Annotated in this window: 15 protein-coding genes; 7 read left to right on the plus strand and 8 right to left on the minus strand. The window is 68.3% G+C overall.

Going from position 1 to position 16953, the window contains the following annotated elements:
* Window positions 1-8: 8 nt before the first annotated feature.
* A complete protein-coding gene (locus I3K84_RS04820; protein ID WP_196995604.1) occupies window positions 9-773 on the plus strand; it encodes a Crp/Fnr family transcriptional regulator in 765 nt (254 codons plus the stop codon).
* A 27-nt stretch (window positions 774-800) separates the two neighbouring features.
* Here I3K84_RS04820 and I3K84_RS04825 read toward each other — a convergent pair whose 3' ends face one another.
* The 6 genes from I3K84_RS04825 to I3K84_RS04850 all read right to left on the minus strand — a co-directional run bounded on the left by I3K84_RS04825 (window position 801) and on the right by I3K84_RS04850 (window position 5985).
* Window positions 801-1427: a nucleoside triphosphate pyrophosphatase gene (locus I3K84_RS04825; RefSeq protein ID WP_196995605.1), complete on the minus strand. Its 627-nt coding sequence runs from the start codon at window positions 1425-1427 to the stop codon at window positions 801-803.
* Window positions 1428-1478: 51 nt separating this feature from the next.
* Window positions 1479-1946 carry a 23S rRNA (pseudouridine(1915)-N(3))-methyltransferase RlmH gene (gene rlmH, locus I3K84_RS04830; protein WP_196995606.1) on the minus strand — a complete coding sequence of 156 codons (468 nt, stop codon included), beginning with the start codon at window positions 1944-1946 and terminating at the stop codon, window positions 1479-1481.
* 15 nt (window positions 1947-1961) lie between these two features.
* A complete protein-coding gene (rsfS, locus tag I3K84_RS04835; protein WP_172206956.1) occupies window positions 1962-2786 on the minus strand; it encodes a ribosome silencing factor in 825 nt (274 codons plus the stop codon).
* 170 nt (window positions 2787-2956) lie between these two features.
* Window positions 2957-3961, minus strand: coding sequence for an oxygen-dependent coproporphyrinogen oxidase (hemF, locus tag I3K84_RS04840; RefSeq protein WP_172206958.1), 1005 nt, complete (start codon window positions 3959-3961; stop codon window positions 2957-2959).
* On the minus strand, window positions 3958-5244 hold the full coding sequence (gene purD, locus I3K84_RS04845; RefSeq protein WP_011805150.1) for a phosphoribosylamine--glycine ligase: 1287 nt from the start codon (window positions 5242-5244) through the stop codon (window positions 3958-3960). Before purD ends, hemF begins: the two co-directional genes overlap by 4 nt.
* Window positions 5245-5265: 21 nt before the next feature.
* On the minus strand, window positions 5266-5985 hold the full coding sequence (locus I3K84_RS04850; protein WP_011805149.1) for a YebC/PmpR family DNA-binding transcriptional regulator: 720 nt from the start codon (window positions 5983-5985) through the stop codon (window positions 5266-5268).
* A gap of 70 nt (window positions 5986-6055) precedes the next feature.
* Here I3K84_RS04850 and I3K84_RS04855 point away from each other — a divergent pair, with 70 nt between their 5' ends.
* On the plus strand, window positions 6056-7564 hold the full coding sequence (locus tag I3K84_RS04855; protein WP_196995607.1) for a helicase HerA-like C-terminal domain-containing protein: 1509 nt from the start codon (window positions 6056-6058) through the stop codon (window positions 7562-7564).
* A 72-nt stretch (window positions 7565-7636) separates the two neighbouring features.
* Window positions 7637-8338 (plus strand): glutathione binding-like protein, encoded by a 702-nt coding sequence (locus I3K84_RS04860; protein ID WP_088886844.1) that lies wholly within the window; start codon window positions 7637-7639, stop codon window positions 8336-8338.
* 91 nt (window positions 8339-8429) lie between these two features.
* Here I3K84_RS04860 and I3K84_RS04865 read toward each other — a convergent pair whose 3' ends face one another.
* Window positions 8430-9134: a YebC/PmpR family DNA-binding transcriptional regulator gene (locus I3K84_RS04865; protein ID WP_015913245.1), complete on the minus strand. Its 705-nt coding sequence runs from the start codon at window positions 9132-9134 to the stop codon at window positions 8430-8432.
* Between the two features lie 267 nt (window positions 9135-9401).
* Here I3K84_RS04865 and I3K84_RS04870 point away from each other — a divergent pair, with 267 nt between their 5' ends.
* The 3 genes from I3K84_RS04870 (at window position 9402) to upp (ending at window position 12153) form a co-directional block, all read left to right on the plus strand.
* Window positions 9402-10244: an enoyl-CoA hydratase-related protein gene (locus tag I3K84_RS04870; RefSeq protein WP_103738259.1), complete on the plus strand. Its 843-nt coding sequence runs from the start codon at window positions 9402-9404 to the stop codon at window positions 10242-10244.
* A 170-nt stretch (window positions 10245-10414) separates the two neighbouring features.
* Window positions 10415-11401: a threo-3-hydroxy-L-aspartate ammonia-lyase gene (locus I3K84_RS04875; RefSeq protein ID WP_047351211.1), complete on the plus strand. Its 987-nt coding sequence runs from the start codon at window positions 10415-10417 to the stop codon at window positions 11399-11401.
* Between the two features lie 122 nt (window positions 11402-11523).
* Entirely contained in the window at window positions 11524-12153 is a 630-nt protein-coding gene (upp, locus tag I3K84_RS04880) for a uracil phosphoribosyltransferase (RefSeq protein ID WP_015913242.1), read from the plus strand.
* An 83-nt stretch (window positions 12154-12236) separates the two neighbouring features.
* On the opposite strand, the gene I3K84_RS22485 is transcribed toward upp, so the two are convergent.
* Window positions 12237-14729: an AI-2E family transporter gene (locus I3K84_RS22485; RefSeq protein ID WP_196995608.1), complete on the minus strand. Its 2493-nt coding sequence runs from the start codon at window positions 14727-14729 to the stop codon at window positions 12237-12239.
* A gap of 279 nt (window positions 14730-15008) precedes the next feature.
* On the opposite strand from I3K84_RS22485, the gene I3K84_RS04890 reads away from it, so the two are divergent.
* Window positions 15009-16724 (plus strand): Na/Pi cotransporter family protein, encoded by a 1716-nt coding sequence (locus tag I3K84_RS04890; protein ID WP_196995609.1) that lies wholly within the window; start codon window positions 15009-15011, stop codon window positions 16722-16724.
* Window positions 16725-16953: the final 229 nt, after the last annotated feature.

Raw genomic sequence — 16953 nt, forward strand, 5'->3', positions numbered from 1 at the left:
ATGCGCGCATGGACATCGCGCACTTCGACATACCGCGCTACCTTGCGGCACTGCCCCTGTTCCAGGAAATGGCACCCCAGGAGCTGGAACGCCTGGGCACGGGTTGCCGGCTACGCCGCTATGCGCGCGGCGAGATGGTGTTCAGCGTTGGCATGCCCTGCGAGGAATTCCACGTCACCGTAATGGGGCAGGTGAAGCTGTTTGCACTGTCGCCAGCGAGGCAGGAGAAGGTGATCGAGCTTGCCGGCCCCGGCATCAGCTTCGCCGAGGCGCTGATGTTTACTGATCGTCCCTATATCGTGAACGCCCAGGCCCTGACCGATACTCTGCTGCTCTCCGTAGGCAAGGCGGCCGTGGTGCGCGAGATCGAGAACGAGCCGCGCTTTGCCATGCGCATGCTCGCCGGCATCTCGCGCCGCCTGCACGGCCTGGTGCATGACGTGCAGACCTATACGCTGCACAACGGCGCGCAGCGCGTGATCGGCTACCTGCTGCACTCCCTGCCCGAGGACGCACCTCATCCCCCTGCCGCGCCTGTGCCTCCGCAATGCCCGGCCCGCGCGGCACTGCAGTCCGTTGCTCCCGCGCCGCCAGCCAGCGCGCGCAGCATCTCGCTGCCGGTGAGCAAGGCCACCATCGCTTCGCGGCTGTCGATCACGCCCGAGTATTTCTCTCGCGTACTGCACGACCTGGAGGCCGCCGGCCTGATCCACATCGATAAGCGCGACATCCACATCCCGGATACGGCGCGCCTGGCGAAATACCCGATGTAACCAGGCTCCGGGCCTGACAGGCTGCGCCTACACGGCCAGCACGCCCGCCGCGCGCAACAGGCGCGCCGTCTCATACATGGGCAGGCCCATGATGCCGGAGTAACTGCCCGACAGGTGCTCCACATAGGCGGCGGCGCGCCCCTGGATGGCATAGGCGCCCGCCTTGCCCAGCGGCTCGCCCGTCGCCACGTAGTCCTCGATCTGCGCCCGCGACATAGGCGCAAAGCGCACGCGCGAGACTGACAGCGCCGTGAGGCGTCGGGGACCCACCTGCAGCGCGACGGCCGTCAATACGCGGTGTTCATGCCCCGCCAACTCCCCCAGCATACGCACCGCGTCGTGCGCATCCTCTGGCTTGCCGTAGATGGTGCGACCCAGGGCCACGGTGGTGTCGGAGCACAGAATGGGCGCTGGCGACAGCCCGCGCCGCGCATGGCGCGCCACGGCAGCGTCCAGCTTGAGCCCCGTCACCCGCTCGACATAGGTCGTGGGCGCCTCACCAGGCAGCACGGCTTCGATGGCCTCGGCATCCTCGGCCTCGTCCCCCACCGCGTTGGGCAGCAGCAGCTCATGGCGCACCCCCAACTGCTCCAGCAACTGGCGGCGCCGCGGGCTCTGGGAGGCCAGGTAGATGAAGCGGTGTTCTTGAGTCAAATGGGCCTCCAGCGCCCGACCAGAAAGCGCGAGCAGCTATCAAATCTGAAGTTATTCGCGATGGTACGGGTGCCCGGCATTCACCGACCACGCACGGTAGAGCTGCTCGATAAGCAACACGCGCACCATGGCATGCGGCAGGGTCAGGTCGGACAGGCGGATGCGCTCGTGCGCCGCCTGGCGGAAGGCCGGGTCTAGGCCGTCGGGGCCGCCGATGACCAGGGCCACATCATCCCCCCCGAACTGCCAGTCCTTCAGCCGCTGGGCCAGGGCCTTGGTGGTGAGACTCGTGCCCCGCTCGTCCAGCACCACCACACGCGTGCCACGCGGGATGGCCGCTTCGATACGCTCGCGCTCGGCAGCATAGAGCGTCTCCAGCGTCTTGGAGCCGCGCGGCTCGGTCTTGACGGCCTTGAGCTCGACCTTCAGCTCGGGCGGGAATCGCTTGGCATAGTCGTCATAGGCCGTCTGCGCCCAATCGGGAACCCGCTGGCCCACGGCCACGATCAGCAGCTTCATGGGTCAGCGCAAGGCTCAGGCCTTCTTGCGTGCGGGGGCCTTCTTCGCGACAGCCTTGCCGGTGGATTTGGCGACCGGCTTGCGTGCCGTGGTGGTAGCGGCGGCCTTGGCGGGTGCCTTCTTGGCCACAGGCTTGTTCACCACGACGGTCTTCACCGCGTTCTTGATGGCTGGCTTCTTCGCCGCCACGGGCTTTGCCGTGGTCTTCTTTGCTGCGGGTTTGGATGCGGCCTTGACCGGTGCCTTCTGTGCCTTGCTCGCGGGCTTGGCAGCGGGCTTGGATGCTGGCTTCACTGCGGATTTCGCTGTCGGTTTGGCCGCTGCGGGAGCTGCCGCCTTGGCCGGCTTCTGGCCAGCTGCGGACTTCGTGGCGGGCTTGGCTGCTGCCTTCTTGGCAGCCGGCTTGCGCGCGGGCGCCTCGTCGTCGCCTTCCGAGGCCATGATCTTGCGCGGCTTGGCAGCGCCCAGCTTCAGGCGCACGGGCTTCTCGCCCCAGATCTCCTCCAGCCGGTAGTACTGGCGGATGGCGGGCTGCATGACATGCACCACGGCCTGGCCGCAGTCCACGATGATCCATTCGCCGTTGTCCTCGCCCTCGCTGCGCGGCTTGGGGAACCCGGCCTTGCGCACGGCGTCGCGCACGCTGGCGGCCAGCGCCTTGGTCTGGCGGTTGGAGCTGCCGGTGGCGACGACCACGCGCTCGAACAGCGGCGAGAGATGCTCGGTGTTGAAGACCTGGATGTCTTGCGCCTTGACGTCTTCCAGGCCATCGACGATGGCGCGCTGGAGCTTGGTGACGTCTTTCTTGGCGGCGGTTTCCGATTTGCTGGAAGTGGTCATCAGGTGGTCTTCAGTGAAGGAATGGAATCAATATAGCCTGCAAGCACCGCCACGGCCAAGGGGGGCGCGGAGCGGTTGTCAGGGCATGTTTCAGATATCAAAAACGGGTCTGGCGCTTGATGATCAAGCGCAGGTAGCTATTGAAATTATAGTTACCCGCGCTCACACACTCAGATCCAGTCGCGGCGCTGCAGAAAGCGCTCGGTCAACAGCGCCTCGGGCGAACCCGGCTGCGGCTCGCGCTGGTAGGACCAGGCCGCCAGCGGCGGCATGGACAGCAGGATGGATTCCGTGCGCCCACCCGACTGCAGGCCGAAGTGCGTGCCGCGGTCCCACACCAGGTTGAACTCCACATAGCGGCCACGCCGGTAGAGCTGGAACTCGCGTTCGCGCTCGCCATGGTCCATGTGCATGCGCCGCTGCACGATGGGCAGGTAGGCGCGCAGGAAGGCATCGCCCACGCTCTGCGTCATGGCCAGGCTCTGCTCGAAGCCCGGCTCCGCGAAGTCGTCAAAGAAGATGCCGCCCACGCCGCGCTGCTCATTGCGGTGCTTAAGGTAGAAGTACTCGTCGCACCAGGTCTTGAAGCGCGGGTACAGGCCTTCGCCGAAGGGTGCGAGCGCATCGCGGCAGGCACGGTGAAAGTGCACCGCATCCTCGTCGAAACCGTAGTACGGCGTGAGGTCCATGCCGCCGCCGAACCAGCAGATGGGACCCTGGCCTGCCTGACCTGCCGCACCTGTGCCAGCCGCACCTGTGCCAGCCGCACCTGTGCCGGCTGCGATCATGCGCACGTTCATGTGCACCGTGGGCACATAGGGGTTGCGCGGGTGAAACACCAGCGACACGCCCATGGCCTCGAACGGCGCGCCCGCCAGCTCCGGCCGGTGCTGCGTGGCCGAGGGCGGCAGGCGCGGCCCGCTCACGTGCGAGAAGCCGCAGCCCGCGCGCTCGAACACGCGCCCACCTTCCAGGATGCGCGTGATGCCGTCGCCCTGCAGTGCAGAGCCGCTTTCGCGCCGCCAGGCATCGGACCGAAAGCGCGCCCCGCCCTGGCTTTGCGGCCCCTCGATGTCCTCCAGCGCGCTGGTGATGCGCGCCTGCAGGCCCTCCAGATAGCCGCGCACGCGGGCCACGGTGTCCGCCGTGTTGAAGGTGGGTTTTTGTGTGGTCATCCGTTGGCCTTCACCGCGCGGTGGCCAATGTCGTGGCGGTACTGCGCGCCGTCGAAGTGAATGCCGCGCGCCACGTCATACACACGCTGCTGTGCCTGCTTGACGCTGTCGGCCAGCGCCGTCACGCACAGCACGCGCCCGCCACTGGTCCGCACCACGCCGTCCACGAGCTGTGTGCCGGCGTGGAAGACCATGGCGTCGTCCGCGTCCTGCGGCAGGCCGGTGATGGCATCGCCCTTGCGCGGGTTCTCGGGGTAGCCCTGGGCAGCCATCACCACGCCCAGCGCCGTGCGGCGATCCCACTGCAGTTCCACCTGGTCGAGCTTGCCGTCCACGGCCGCCCCCAGCACCTCCACCAGGTCGCTCTTGAGGCGCATGAGGATAGGCTGTGTCTCGGGGTCGCCCATGCGGCAGTTGAACTCCAGCGTTTTGGGATGGCCCGTCGCGTCGATCATCAGGCCGGCATACAGAAAGCCCGTGTAGGGGATGCCGTCTTTTTCCATGCCACGGATGGTGGGCAGGATCACCTCGCGCATGGCGCGCGCATGCACGTCGGCCGTGACCACCGGCGCAGGCGAATACGCGCCCATGCCACCGGTGTTGGGGCCTTGGTCGCCATCCTTCAGGCGCTTGTGGTCCTGGCTGGTGGCCAGCGCCAGGACGTTCTTGCCGTCGCACAGCACGATGAACGAGGCTTCCTCACCTTCGAGGAACTGCTCGATCACCACGCGGGCGCCGCCTTCGTTGTGGGCGACGCCGTACTTGTTGTCCACCAGCATGAAGTCCACGGCGTCGTGGGCCTCCTGCAGCGTCATGGCTACCACCACGCCCTTGCCCGCCGCCAGGCCGTCGGCCTTGATGACGATGGGTGCGCCCAGACGGTCCACGTAGGCATGCGCGGCCTGCGGGTCGGTGAAGGTCTCGTACTCGGCCGTGGGGATGCCGTGGCGCTTCATGAAAGCCTTGGAGAAGGCCTTGGAGCTTTCCAGTTGCGCGGCAGCCTGCGTGGGGCCGAAGATGCGCAGGCCGTGGGTACGGAACTCGTCCACCACGCCAGCGGCCAGCGGTGCCTCGGGGCCGACCACGGTGAGCGCGATCTTCTGCGCCTGCGCCCACTCGCGCAGGGCCGTCACGTCGCTGATGGGCACGTTCTCATACTTTGGCGACAGCGCCGTGCCGCCGTTGCCGGGCGCCACGTACACCTTGGAGGTCTTGGGGGACTGGCTCAGCTTCCAGGCCAGTGCGTGTTCCCGGCCGCCGCCGCCAATGACTAGGATTTTCATAGGGTGTCGGTGCTCAAGTTCCTAGAGCTCTGCGTTGTGGTAGACCTCTTGCACATCGTCGAGGTCTTCGATCATGTCCAGGAGCTTTTGCATGCGCGCGACATCGTCGCCCTCCAGGGCGATGGTGTTCTCGGGGCGCATGGTGACCTCGGCCACCTCCGGCTGAAGGCCCGCAGCCCCCAGCGCATCGCGCACCGCCTCGAAATCGCCGGGCGCGGTCAGCACCTCGATGGCGCCCTCATCATCGGTGATCACGTCCTCGGCGCCCGCCTCCAGGGCCACTTCCATGACCTTGTCCTCGCTGGTGCCGGGGGCGAAGATGATCTGGCCCACGTTCTTGAACTGGAAGGCCACGGAGCCTTCCGTGCCCATGTTGCCGCCGTACTTGCTGAAGGCGTGGCGCACTTCAGCCACGGTGCGCACGCGGTTGTCGGTCATGGTGTCCACGATGATCGCGGCGCCGCCGATGCCGTAGCCCTCGTAGCGGATTTCCTCGTAGCTCACGCCTTCCAGCGTGCCCGAGGCCTTGTCGATGTTGTACTTGATGCGGTCGGCCGGCATGTTGGCGGCCTTGGCCTTGTCGATGGCCAGGCGCAGACGCGGGTTGGCCGAGGGGTCGCCGCCGCCCGTGCGCGCCGCGACGGTGATTTCACGAATGATGCGGGTCCAGATCTTTCCGCGCTTTTCATCCTGGCGCCCCTTGCGGTGCTGGATGTTGGCCCATTTACTGTGTCCTGCCACTGCAGCGTCCTTTGATTGATTTAATCTTGCGGCCGCGATTTTACTTTTGACTCACCCCATCACTACCGCCATGTCCGAACCTCTCCTGATTGCACAGCGTGATTCCACGCAATGCCACCTGCTGCCGGGCCTGGCCAACCGGCACGGCCTGATCACCGGCGCCACCGGCACCGGCAAGACCGTGACGCTGCAGACGCTGGCTGAGCAGTTCTCGCGCATCGGCGTGCCGGTGTTCATGGCCGACGTGAAGGGCGATCTCACCGGCATCAGCCAAAAGGGCACCATTGGCGAGAAGCTGGGCAAGACGCTGGCCGACCGCGGCTTGGCCGCGCCCGAGCCCACGGCCTGCCCCACCACGCTGTGGGATGTTTTCGGCACGCAGGGCCACCCCGTGCGCGCGACCATCTCGGACATGGGGCCGCTCTTGCTGGGGCGCATGCTGAACCTGAACGAAACCCAGCTGGGCGTGCTCAACCTGGTGTTCAAGATCGCGGACGACAACGGCCTGCTGCTGCTGGACCTGAAGGACCTGCGCGCCATGCTCACCTACGTGGGTGACAACGCCAAGGACTTCACCACCGAGTACGGCAACATCTCCACGGCCAGCGTGGGCGCCATCCAGCGCGGGCTGCTGCAGATCGAGACGCAGGGCGGCGACCAGTTCTTTGGCGAGCCCATGCTCAACATCCAGGACTTCATGCAGACCGTGGACGGGCGCGGCGTGGTCAACATCCTGGCGGCCGACAAGCTCATGAACTCGCCGCGCCTGTACGCCACGTTCCTGCTGTGGATGCTGTCGGAGCTGTTCGAAACCCTGCCCGAGATCGGCGACCCCGAAAAGCCCAAGCTGGTGTTCTTCTTCGACGAAGCCCACCTGCTGTTCAACGAGGCGCCCAAGGTGCTCGTGGAGCGTATCGAACTGGTGGTGCGCTTGGTGCGTTCCAAAGGGGTCGGCGTGTATTTCGTCACCCAGAACCCGCTGGACATCCCCGACAGCGTGCTGGCCCAGCTGGGCAACCGCGTGCAGCACGCGCTGCGCGCTTTCACCCCGCGCGACCAGAAGGCCGTGAAGGCCACGGCCACCACCATGCGCCCCAAGGCGGGCCTGGACATCGAGGCCGCCATCACCGAGCTGGCGGTGGGCGAGGCGCTGGTGAGCTTCCTCGACGCCAAGGGCCGCCCCAGCGAAACCGAGCGCGTGTACGTGCTGCCGCCCGGCAGCCAGATCGGCCCCATCACCGACGTGCAACGCCGCGCACTCATCGGCGGATCGCTCGTCGCGGGCACCTACGAGCAGGCCGTGGACCGCGAATCCGCCTACGAGAAGCTGCGCGGCCGCGCCGAGCAGGCTGCCAGCACCGCCCCCAGCGCCCCCGGCAACGGCACGGCGCAGGGCGACAGCGGCCTCATGGGCGGCCTGAACGATGTGCTGTTCGGCAGCACCGGGCCGCGCGGCGGCAAGCGCGACGGCCTGGTGCAGACCATGGCCAAGTCGGCCGTACGCACCATGGGCACCAGCCTGGGCAAGGAAATACTGCGCGGCGTGCTGGGCGGCATCTTCGGCGGCAGGAAGCGCTGAGGCGTTCCAAGCCAAATTCAGCTCCAACGCCCGTCTATCAAGCGCTAACAGCTATTATTTAAGGAGCATCCGATGATCGACCTGTACTACTGGACCACGCCCAACGGCCACAAGATCACCCTCTTCCTGGAAGAAAGCGGCCTGCCCTACCGCGTGCACCCGGTGAACATCGGCCGGGGCGAGCAGTTCGCGCCGGACTTTCTGCGCATCGCGCCCAACAACCGCATCCCCGCCATCGTGGACCAGGCGCCCGCGGATGGCGGCGCGCCGCTGTCGGTGTTCGAGTCCGGCGCCATCCTGCTGTACCTGGCCGACAAGACCGGCCGGTTCATCCCGCAGGACCTGCGCGGGCGCAACGAGGCGCTGCAGTGGCTGTTCTGGCAGATGGGCGGCCTGGGGCCCATGGCCGGGCAGAACCACCACTTCACGCAATACGCGCCCGAGCCGGTGCCCTACGCCATTGACCGCTACGTGAAGGAAACCGCGCGCCTGTACGGTGTGCTGGACAAGCACCTGGCCGACGGGCGCGACTACATCGCAGGGGACTATTCCATTGCCGACATGGCCTGCTACCCCTGGATCGTGCCGCATGAGAGGCAGCGCCAGGACCTGGCGGATTTCCCGCACCTGCGGGCCTGGTTCGAGCGCATCCAGGCACGGCCCGCCACCGGCCGCGCCTACGCGCTGGCACAGACCATCAATACCGCGCCCACGGTGGACGAGGCAGCCAAGAAGATCCTCTTCGGCCAGGACGCCGGCACCGTGCGCCGCTAACCAAGCACCGAGGCGCCATGAAAAAAAGCCGCTGTTCAGCGGCTTTTTCGTGGGTGGACGGGGGCCTTGGCGGCACGGTGCATCGCGTGCATCAGTCCACGAGCCCCACGAACACGTTCTGCACGTCGTCGTTGTTTTCGATGCCCGCCAGGAAGGCCTGCACTTCCTCCTGCGCCTCGGGCGAAAGGCTGGCCATGCTCACCGGGTTCTTGGCCTTGTAGCCCAGCTTGACCGACAGCACCTTGAAGCCGAAGCCCGGCAATGCCTTGGCCACCGCGTCCAGATCCGAAGGGTCGGTCAGGAACAGGGTCTGGCCCTCTTCCTCGCCGGGCTCGAAGTCCTGGGCACCGGCCTCGATGGCGGCCAACTCCGCGTCGGCGCCGGCTTGCTCGGGCTCGCCCTCGATCATGCCCACGTGGTCGAAGTCCCAGGCCACGGCACTCATCTGCCCCTTGCGAAAGCACACGCGCATCTCGGGCGCCGTGCGGTTCACGTTGTCGGTCAGGCATTCCACCATCACCGGCACCTGGTGCGGGGCAAAGCCCTCGTAGATCACGCGCTCGTAGTTCACCGCGTCGCCCCCCACGCCCGAACCCTTCTTGATGGCACGCTCCAGCGTGTCCTTGGGCATGGACGCCTTGCGCGCCGCCTCGATGGCCAGGCGCAGGCGCGAATTGCCGGCCGGGTCGGCCCCCGCGCGCGCGGCGACGATGATTTCCTTGACCAGCTTCCCAAAAAGCCTGCCCTTGGCATCGGCGACCAGCGCCTTGCCCTTTGCCTTCCATTGCGCGCCCATGGCTGCGATTCCTTTGCTTGGAGCCAACAAAAAATGCGGCCTGCGCCGCAGCGGCAAAGTGTATACCTCGCCGCCAGACCGGCTGGACCGCGACAGAGGGGCGCCTGCCGGTGGCGCCGCGCGAGATGGCGCTTCTTTGCTATGCATCAAATAGCTGCCTGCGCTTGCCCTACAAGCGCTGCAGGCCGATTTCGGTCAGTGCCCGATGACCGCCGCACCGTCGCGCAAGCGACGCCCCGGCCCGCCGGCCACTCCTACAGTCGCGCCATGAACACCCTCACCTGCTTCACCCTCACCGTCACCGACCACGTGGCCCACTTGGTGCTGAACCGCCCCGAGGCCATGAACACCATGCACCCGCAGTTCTGGCGCGAGCTGGACACCGTGCTGGCCAACCTGCACCGCGGCGGCGAGGCGCGCGCGCTGGTCATCAGCAGCACGGGCAAGCACTTCAGCGCGGGCATGGCGCTGGAGACCTTCGGCGGCGCGATCACGCTGGACGACCGCAGCCCCGAGGGGCGCGCCGCCGTGTTCGACCAGCTGACGGACATGCAGGCCACCTTCACGCGCATCGAAGAGCTGCGCATCCCCGTGATCGCGGCCATCCACGGCGGCTGCATCGGTGGCGCGCTGGACATGGTGGCGGCCGCCTGCATCCGCTATGCCACGCGCGATGCCTTCTTCTGCATCCAGGAGATCAACATCGGCATGGTGGCCGACGTGGGCAGCCTGCAGCGCCTGCCCAAGCTCATGCCGCTGGGCCTGCTGAACGAGCTGGCCTACACCGGCCGCCGCCTGCCGGCCGAGCGCGCGCTGGAATGCGGACTGGTCACGCAGCTGTTCGACTCGCACGAAACGCTGGTGGCCGGCGCCCTGGCCTGCGCGAACGAGATTGCCACCAAGCCGCCGGTGGCTGTCTGGGGCACCAAGCAGGCCGTGCGCTATGCGCGCGACCACGGCGTGCACGACAGCCTGCGCCAGATGGGCTGGCTGCAGGGCGCCATCTGGAGCAACCGCCACGTGGGCGAGGCCGTCTCCGCCATGCAGGCCAAGCGCGCGGGCGACTTCCCGGCGCTGGCGCCGCTCAAGCGCTTCAGCGAACTCGGCTGACGCACGCGCCGCGCGGCCCCGGTTTCAAAGTTGATAGCTGGGCGCGCTTGCTGCAAGGGCGTTGCAGGCCAATCGAGGCATATACCGCCGGGTGTCGGGCTATGATGCGGCAACCCGCCTGCGGCGCGGCACCGCGCCGCGTTTCCATTCACCAGCGTTCGCCCACAGCCATGCACCTGCCGCGCCCTCCGCTGCCCACCTACGACGACGTTGCCGAAGCGGCCCATCGCCTCAAGGGCATGGCACACCGCACGCCGGTGCTGAGTTCCAGCACGTTGGATGCGCTGCTCGGCGCGCAGGTGTTCTTCAAGTGCGAAAACCTGCAGCGCATGGGCGCGTTCAAGTTCCGCGGCGCGTTCAACGCACTGGTGCAGTTCAGCGAGGCGCAGCGCCAGCGCGGAGTGATCGCGTTCTCGTCGGGCAACCATGCGCAGGCCATCGCGCTGTCGGCGCGGCTGCTGGAGATTCCCGCAGTCATCGTCATGCCGGAGGATGCGCCGCTTGCAAAGATAGCCGCCACGCGCGGCTACGGCGCCGAGGTGGTCACCTACAACCGCTTCACCGAAGACCGCGAGGCCATCAGCCGCCGCCTGGCCACCGAGCGCGGCATGACGCTGATTCCGCCCTTCGACCACGCCCACGTGATCGCCGGCCAGGGCACAGTGGCCAAGGAGCTGTTCGAGGACGTGCCGCACCTGGACTACCTGTTCGTGCCGCTGGGCGGCGGCGGCCTGCTGTCGGGCTGCCTGCTGGCAGCGCGCGAACTGGCGCCGCAGTGCAAGGTGGTCGGCGTGGAGCCCGAGACCGGCAACGACGGACAGCAGTCCCTCAACGCAGGCCACGTGGTGCGCATCGACACACCGCAGACGATTGCCGACGGTGCGCAGACGCAGGCACTGGGCGCGCTCACCTTCCCCCTCATCCACGCCGGCGTTTCTGACATCGTGACCGCCACCGATGCGCAGCTCATGAGCGCGATGCACTTCTTTGCCGAACGCATGAAGATCGTGGTCGAGCCCACGGGCGCGCTGGGACTGGCGGGCGCTTGCCATGGCGGCGTGCGGCTGCGGGGCAAGCGCGTGGGCGTCGTCATCAGCGGCGGCAACGTGGACATGACCCGCTACGCACAGCTGCTGACCGCGGCGTCGGCAGATTGACCTGAGGCGGATGGGCCGCTGGCCGGCGGTGCGTCGGCGCTGCCCGCGCGCAGGGGCTTGGCGCCAGAGTGCAAAATTCCGGTCTCGATCTTTTTTTCTACCCCAATAAGAGGCACCAGCCCATGAGCAACGTCCACGTCATCGACCACCCCCTGGTACAGCACAAGCTGACCCTGATGCGCAAGAAGGACGCCAGCACCAACAGCTTCCGCCGCCTGCTGGGCGAGCTGTCCACCCTGATGGCTTACGAAGTCACGCGCGACATGCCGCTGCAGGACATCCAGATCGAAACCCCCCTGGAGACCATGACCGGCAAGGTCATCGACGGCAAGAAGCTCGTGCTCGTGTCCATCCTGCGCGCGGGCAACGGCTTCCTGGACGGCATGCTCAACGTGGTGCCGGGCGCGCGCATCGGCCACATCGGCCTGTACCGCGACCCGGACACGCTGCAGCCGGTCGAGTACTACTTCAAGATGCCCTCCGAGATGGCAGAGCGCGACATCATCGTCGTGGACCCGATGCTGGCCACCGGCAACTCCGCCGCCGCGGCCGTCGCGCGCCTCAAGCAACTGCAGCCGCGCTCGATCAAGTTCGTGTGCCTGCTGGCTGCACCCGAGGGCGTGGCCACGCTGCAAAAGGCCCACCCCGACGTGCCCATCTACACCGCCGCCATTGACCGCGAACTCAACGATCACGGCTACATCCTGCCCGGCCTGGGCGATGCGGGTGACCGCATCTTCGGCACCAAGTAACGCGCTGGCGACAGGGCCTGCCCCGGCCCTGGCCGCGCCGGTCGCTCCTACTTCAGACCATTTCGGACGATTTCGGACGTCGGCTACTGCGGCACCACCTGACCCACCGTGGCCGATGGCGCGGCCTGACCCGCGGGTAGCGCCGGTCCGCCCGCGGCCTGGGCGTCGCGCCAGCCGGCCATGAGGTCATTGGCCATGGCCTGCAGCAACCGCTTTTCCCGCTCATCGAACGTGCGCGGCGCGGTGTCCATCAGGCACAGCGTGCCCAGCGCATGGCCCGCCGCGTCGCGCAGCGGAACGCCCGCGTAAAAGCGCAGACCCTGCTCGCGCAGCGCCGGATTGCCGGCAAAGCGCGCATCCCGCGCAATGTCGGGCACCACCAGCGACCGCTGCCGCGCCACCACATGCCCGCACAGCGACAGGCCGCGCGGCAGGCCCTGGCCCGCCGAGCAGGCCTGCCCCCCGCCGGCCGACAACGGGCCGTGCGCACACAGCGTAACCTGCCGCTCGCGATCCACCAACGACACCATCGCCAACGGTACGTCGAAGATGTCGGCCGCGCGCTGGGCCGTGTGCTGGCACAGCTGCTGCAGCGCGGGGCTGTCCAGCACGCCGCTGGCCTGCAGGGCGCGCAGGCGAGCCTCGTCGTCCGCGGGAATGGGCGCGGGGGTGTAGGCGCCTTCCACGCTGGCGCCCTGCAGCTGCGCCACCTGGGCCAGGGTTTCCTCCAGCGACAGGGCCAGCGCGTCGGCGCCCAGTTGGGCACTCAGCTCGTCCTGCGGCTGGGACTGCACCCCACCCCACAGCGCCAGCACGATGTGCACATGCGGCCAGCGGCGCTTGAGCCTGCGGCACAGGTGCCGCGCGGCGGCGGTGGGCTCGGGCGCGAGCCACACCACGCAGACCACGCGCACGGCGTCCAGGTCCAGGCCATCCAGATGTTCGGCGCTCATGGCGCCCTCCACGCGCGCCAGCGCCGGGCAATGCTGCAGCGACAGCGCATGCGCCAGCATGCGCGCCGCGAACAGATCCACCTCCCACTTGCCGCCCAGGCACACCACCGGCTCCTGCGCAGCGGCGTCGGGCACCGGGTACTGCTCCTCCAGCTCGTCCAGCAGCGCGTCCATGCCTTCGACCAGGCGCAGGCGGTGCTCAGGCGTGGCCACCTGCGCATGGTCGCCCACGGCCATGCGCAGCACGGGCACGCCCACCTGGCCGTAGAAAGCGGGCACGGCGCCCTTCAGGGCCTCGATGCGGGTGGTGCTCAGCTCGATGGCCTCCGCCGCGTCGCCCGCCAGCAGTCGCTGGTAGATGCGCGTGGGCTCGTCCAGCACCGGCCGGCTGCCCAGCAGCACCTCCAGGAAGGCCAACTGCGGCAGGTAGCGGCCGATCACCAGCAGGCACACGGTGAGCGGCGTGGACATGATGAGCCCCACCGGCCCCCACAGCGCCGCCCAGAAGGTGGCCGCCACGATGAGCGACAGCGCCGACAGCCCGGTGCTGGAGCCATACAGCCAGGGCTCGATGACGTTGTTGCTCACCAGTTCCAGCAGCACGATGAGGCCCAGCGTCCACAGCACCAGGTCCCAGCCCGGGTCCACCGCGAAAGCGAGGGTGAGCGGAAACGCCGCGGCGATGAACGGCCCCAGGTAGGGCACGAAGCGCATCACCGCGGCCAGCGACCCCCACAGCACGGCACCGGGCACGCCGATGAGCCACAGGCCCGCCGCCATGGGGATGCCGTAGCTCACGTTGACCAGCAACTGCATGGTCAGGTAGCGCGTGATGCGGTCGCCCGCCTCGTCCATGGCATCGGTGGCGCGGTGCAGATTGCCCCCCCACAGGCGCAGCAGGCGGTCGCGCAGATCTACCCGGTCCAGCAGGATGAAGATCACGAACACCAGCACCAGGCCCGCCTGGGTGAGCGGCCCACTGACCGCCGAGAGCGCGGCCATGAGCTGGTTGGCGGGCGACAGTACGGGCGGCTGCACCTGCACCTTTTGCACCGCCGGCGCGCGCGCGGCACCCGACAAGGCGGGTGCGGCCGCCTCCACCTCGCGCTGCACGATGTCGAAGGTGCGCTTGGCGCCGTCGAACATGCCGGGCGCGCGCAACTCCTGGCGCAGGCTGCGCAGCTTCTTGCGGATGGTGCTCTGGTAGGAGGGCAGCTGCGCGCTCAGCTCGCGCGCCTCGTTACCCACGAACAGCGCCCCCACGCCCAGCACCATCAGCATGGCCATCACCACCGCGATGACCGAGGGCAGGCGCGGCAGGCCCATGCGCTTGAGCTGCGCCACCAGCGGCTCCAGCACGAAGCTCAGCAGGAACGCCAATGCCAGCGGCACCAGCAGCGTACGGCCGAAATACAGGCCCGCGACCACCAGCGCCGCGATCACCAGGCCGATCATGAACCGCAGGCTGGGCACCGTGGCGTCCATGGCCGTGGCGGTGTGCACGGTGCGCTGCGGCGGATAGCCCGAAACGGTGGCGCCGCGCGCCGCCCCCGCATCCCTGGCCGGCCTGGAATCGGTCGGCTCCTGCGGCCCGCTGTTGCCCATGGCGTTGTCCCCTTGCATCGCTTCTCGAAGTCGTGTCCGGCGCGTATTGTCCGCTGCGCGGCCCCGCGGCCCTGTAGGCGGCAGCCGCCACAGACTGCACGCGGGCGGACGACTGACAGCGCACGCCGTGCACCGCGCCGCCCGTAAGGCGCTCCACACTACCGATCAATGACCTAAAATAGCCCCAGCGCGCTTGTAGCAAGCGCGAGCAGCTATCAAAATAAAAGCGCCTCTGCCGCACCGCCCCGTCGGCACGCACCTACCGGTCTACCCGAACAAAACCACCGCGCCGCCGCCTTGACCGCCACCGCCACTCCCCTGATTGCCGCCGGCACCCTGCTGGGCGGCATCGGCCTGTTCCTGCTGGGCATGACCATGCTGACCGACGGGCTCAAGCTGGCGGCCGGGCGCGCGCTGGAGCGCATCCTGGCCGCCTGGACGCGCACGCCGCTGCACGGGCTGGTGACCGGAGTGGCACTCACGGCGCTGGTGCAATCGTCCACCGCCATGACGGTGGCGGCCATCGGTTTCGTCAATGCGGGGTTGCTGGGCTTCAGCTCCGCGCTGTGGGTGGTGTTCGGCTCCAATCTGGGTTCATCGGTCACCGGCTGGCTCGTCGCGTGGCTAGGCTTTGCGGTGAAGGCCGATGCCTTCGCCCTTCCGTTCATCGGCATCGGCATGGCGCTGCAAATCACCGGCAGCGGCACGCGGCGCGGGGCGCTGGGCCAGGCGGTGGCGGGGTTCGGCGTGCTGTTCCTGGGTATCGAACTGCTGCGCCAGGGCTTCACCGGGCTGGATCCGCAGGCGCTGCCACCGCTGTCCAGCGACCTGCCGGGCCTGGCGCTGGCAGTGCTCATCGGCCTGGGCATGACGGTGGTGCTGCAGGCCTCGTCGGCCACGCTGGCGGTGGTGCTCACGGCCGTGGCGGGCGGCTCGCTGGCGGTGGAAGTGGGCGCGGGCGTGGTCATCGGCGCCAACGTGGGCACCACGCTCACGGGCATCCTGGCCGCCATCCACGCCACTTCCAACGCGCGGCGCCTGGCGGCGGCACACGTGCTGTTCAACGTGGTGACGGCCGCGGCGGCCCTGGCGCTGCTGTCGCCCCTGCTCGCGGCCATCCATCATCTGGGCGTATGGCTCACGGGTGAGGGAGACGCAGTGACGCAGCTCGTGATCTTCCACACCGCGTTCAACCTGCTGGGCGTGCTGCTCATGTGGCCGCTGTCGGGGCCGCTTGCGCGCTTTCTGCTGGCACGCTTTCGCTCGGCGGACGAAGACGTGGCCCGTGCGCAGTTCCTGGACCACAACGTGGCCGCCGTGCCCGCGCTGGCCCTGCAGGCGCTGCGCCGCGAGATGGCGCGCGTAGGCCACCTGGCACTGCAGCTGGCGTCGGATGCCACCCGCATGGCGCCCGTCGCCCTGCCCTGGCAACCGGCCGGCGCACAGGCCGCGAGCCAGCTCACGCGCCAGTTGCAGGCGCTGGAGCAGCTGCAGCAGCAGGTGGGCGCGTTTGTGAGCGACGTGAGCCGCCAGCCGCTATCGCGCGACGTGGCCGACCAGATGCCCGAGCTGCTGCGCATTGCGGGCTACTACGACACGCTGGCGCGTGTCATGCACCAGGTGGGCCAGCAGGCGCTGCGCGTCACGCACCCCGCAACGGTAGCGCCCACCACGCCCGAAGGCCACCCCCTGGCCGCGCTGCCCCTGGCCTTCACCGCGGCGCTGGATTTTTTTGCCGCCGCCGATCCCAAGGCCCACGACCTGGACCAGGTGAACACCGCACACACCGTGTTCGACGCGGCGTATGAAGCCGCCAAGGCCGCCGTGCTGCGCGCGGGTGCCCAGGGCTTGCTGGAAGTGACGGCCGTGCACGAGTGGACGGGCCTGCTGGGCGACCTGCGCCGCGCCGTGGAACAGGCCCACAAGGCAGCGCAGCATCTGGCAGCCCTGCCGCGTCTCAAACCCACCCCGCCCGCCAACGGCCCCACAGGCGGCACACCCGGCGCCGAGTGATCCGCGGGAGTAGATCAGGCAAAAGCGCCTAAAACTCCCTCGCATACTGCGCTGGCAGCTATATAAAGCATAGCAATCTGAGCACATCCGTACGGCTGCACCCCCAACGGGTGTTCCGTCATGGGCCGACGCACTGTTGCGTTATGGCACACGGCTGCGCCGCTGCGGCACAGCCGCGGCACGCCCCACCGCCCCTCCCCTCTGCAGCCGTTCTGGCACGGCGCTTGCA

This window comes from Diaphorobacter sp. JS3051 (assembly GCF_015832135.1).
GTDB lineage: Bacteria > Pseudomonadota > Gammaproteobacteria > Burkholderiales > Burkholderiaceae_C > Diaphorobacter > Diaphorobacter nitroreducens.

Excerpts from the sequence above, each read along its gene's own strand:
- upp (WP_015913242.1), top strand. The coding sequence starts at position 11,524 with ATGAGCAACGTCCACGTCATCGACCACCCCCTGGTACAGCACAAGCTG.
- I3K84_RS04875 (WP_047351211.1), top strand. The coding sequence starts at position 10,415 with ATGCACCTGCCGCGCCCTCCGCTGCCCACCTACGACGACGTTGCCGAA.
- rsfS (WP_172206956.1), bottom strand. The coding sequence starts at position 2,786 with ATGACCACTTCCAGCAAATCGGAAACCGCCGCCAAGAAAGACGTCACC.
- I3K84_RS04860 (WP_088886844.1), top strand. The coding sequence starts at position 7,637 with ATGATCGACCTGTACTACTGGACCACGCCCAACGGCCACAAGATCACC.
- I3K84_RS04820 (WP_196995604.1), top strand. The coding sequence starts at position 9 with ATGGACATCGCGCACTTCGACATACCGCGCTACCTTGCGGCACTGCCC.
- rlmH (WP_196995606.1), bottom strand. The coding sequence starts at position 1,946 with ATGAAGCTGCTGATCGTGGCCGTGGGCCAGCGGGTTCCCGATTGGGCG.
- hemF (WP_172206958.1), bottom strand. The coding sequence starts at position 3,961 with ATGACCACACAAAAACCCACCTTCAACACGGCGGACACCGTGGCCCGC.
- purD (WP_011805150.1), bottom strand. The coding sequence starts at position 5,244 with ATGAAAATCCTAGTCATTGGCGGCGGCGGCCGGGAACACGCACTGGCC.
- I3K84_RS04870 (WP_103738259.1), top strand. The coding sequence starts at position 9,402 with ATGAACACCCTCACCTGCTTCACCCTCACCGTCACCGACCACGTGGCC.
- I3K84_RS04855 (WP_196995607.1), top strand. The coding sequence starts at position 6,056 with ATGTCCGAACCTCTCCTGATTGCACAGCGTGATTCCACGCAATGCCAC.
- I3K84_RS04865 (WP_015913245.1), bottom strand. The coding sequence starts at position 9,134 with ATGGGCGCGCAATGGAAGGCAAAGGGCAAGGCGCTGGTCGCCGATGCC.
- I3K84_RS22485 (WP_196995608.1), bottom strand. The coding sequence starts at position 14,729 with ATGCAAGGGGACAACGCCATGGGCAACAGCGGGCCGCAGGAGCCGACC.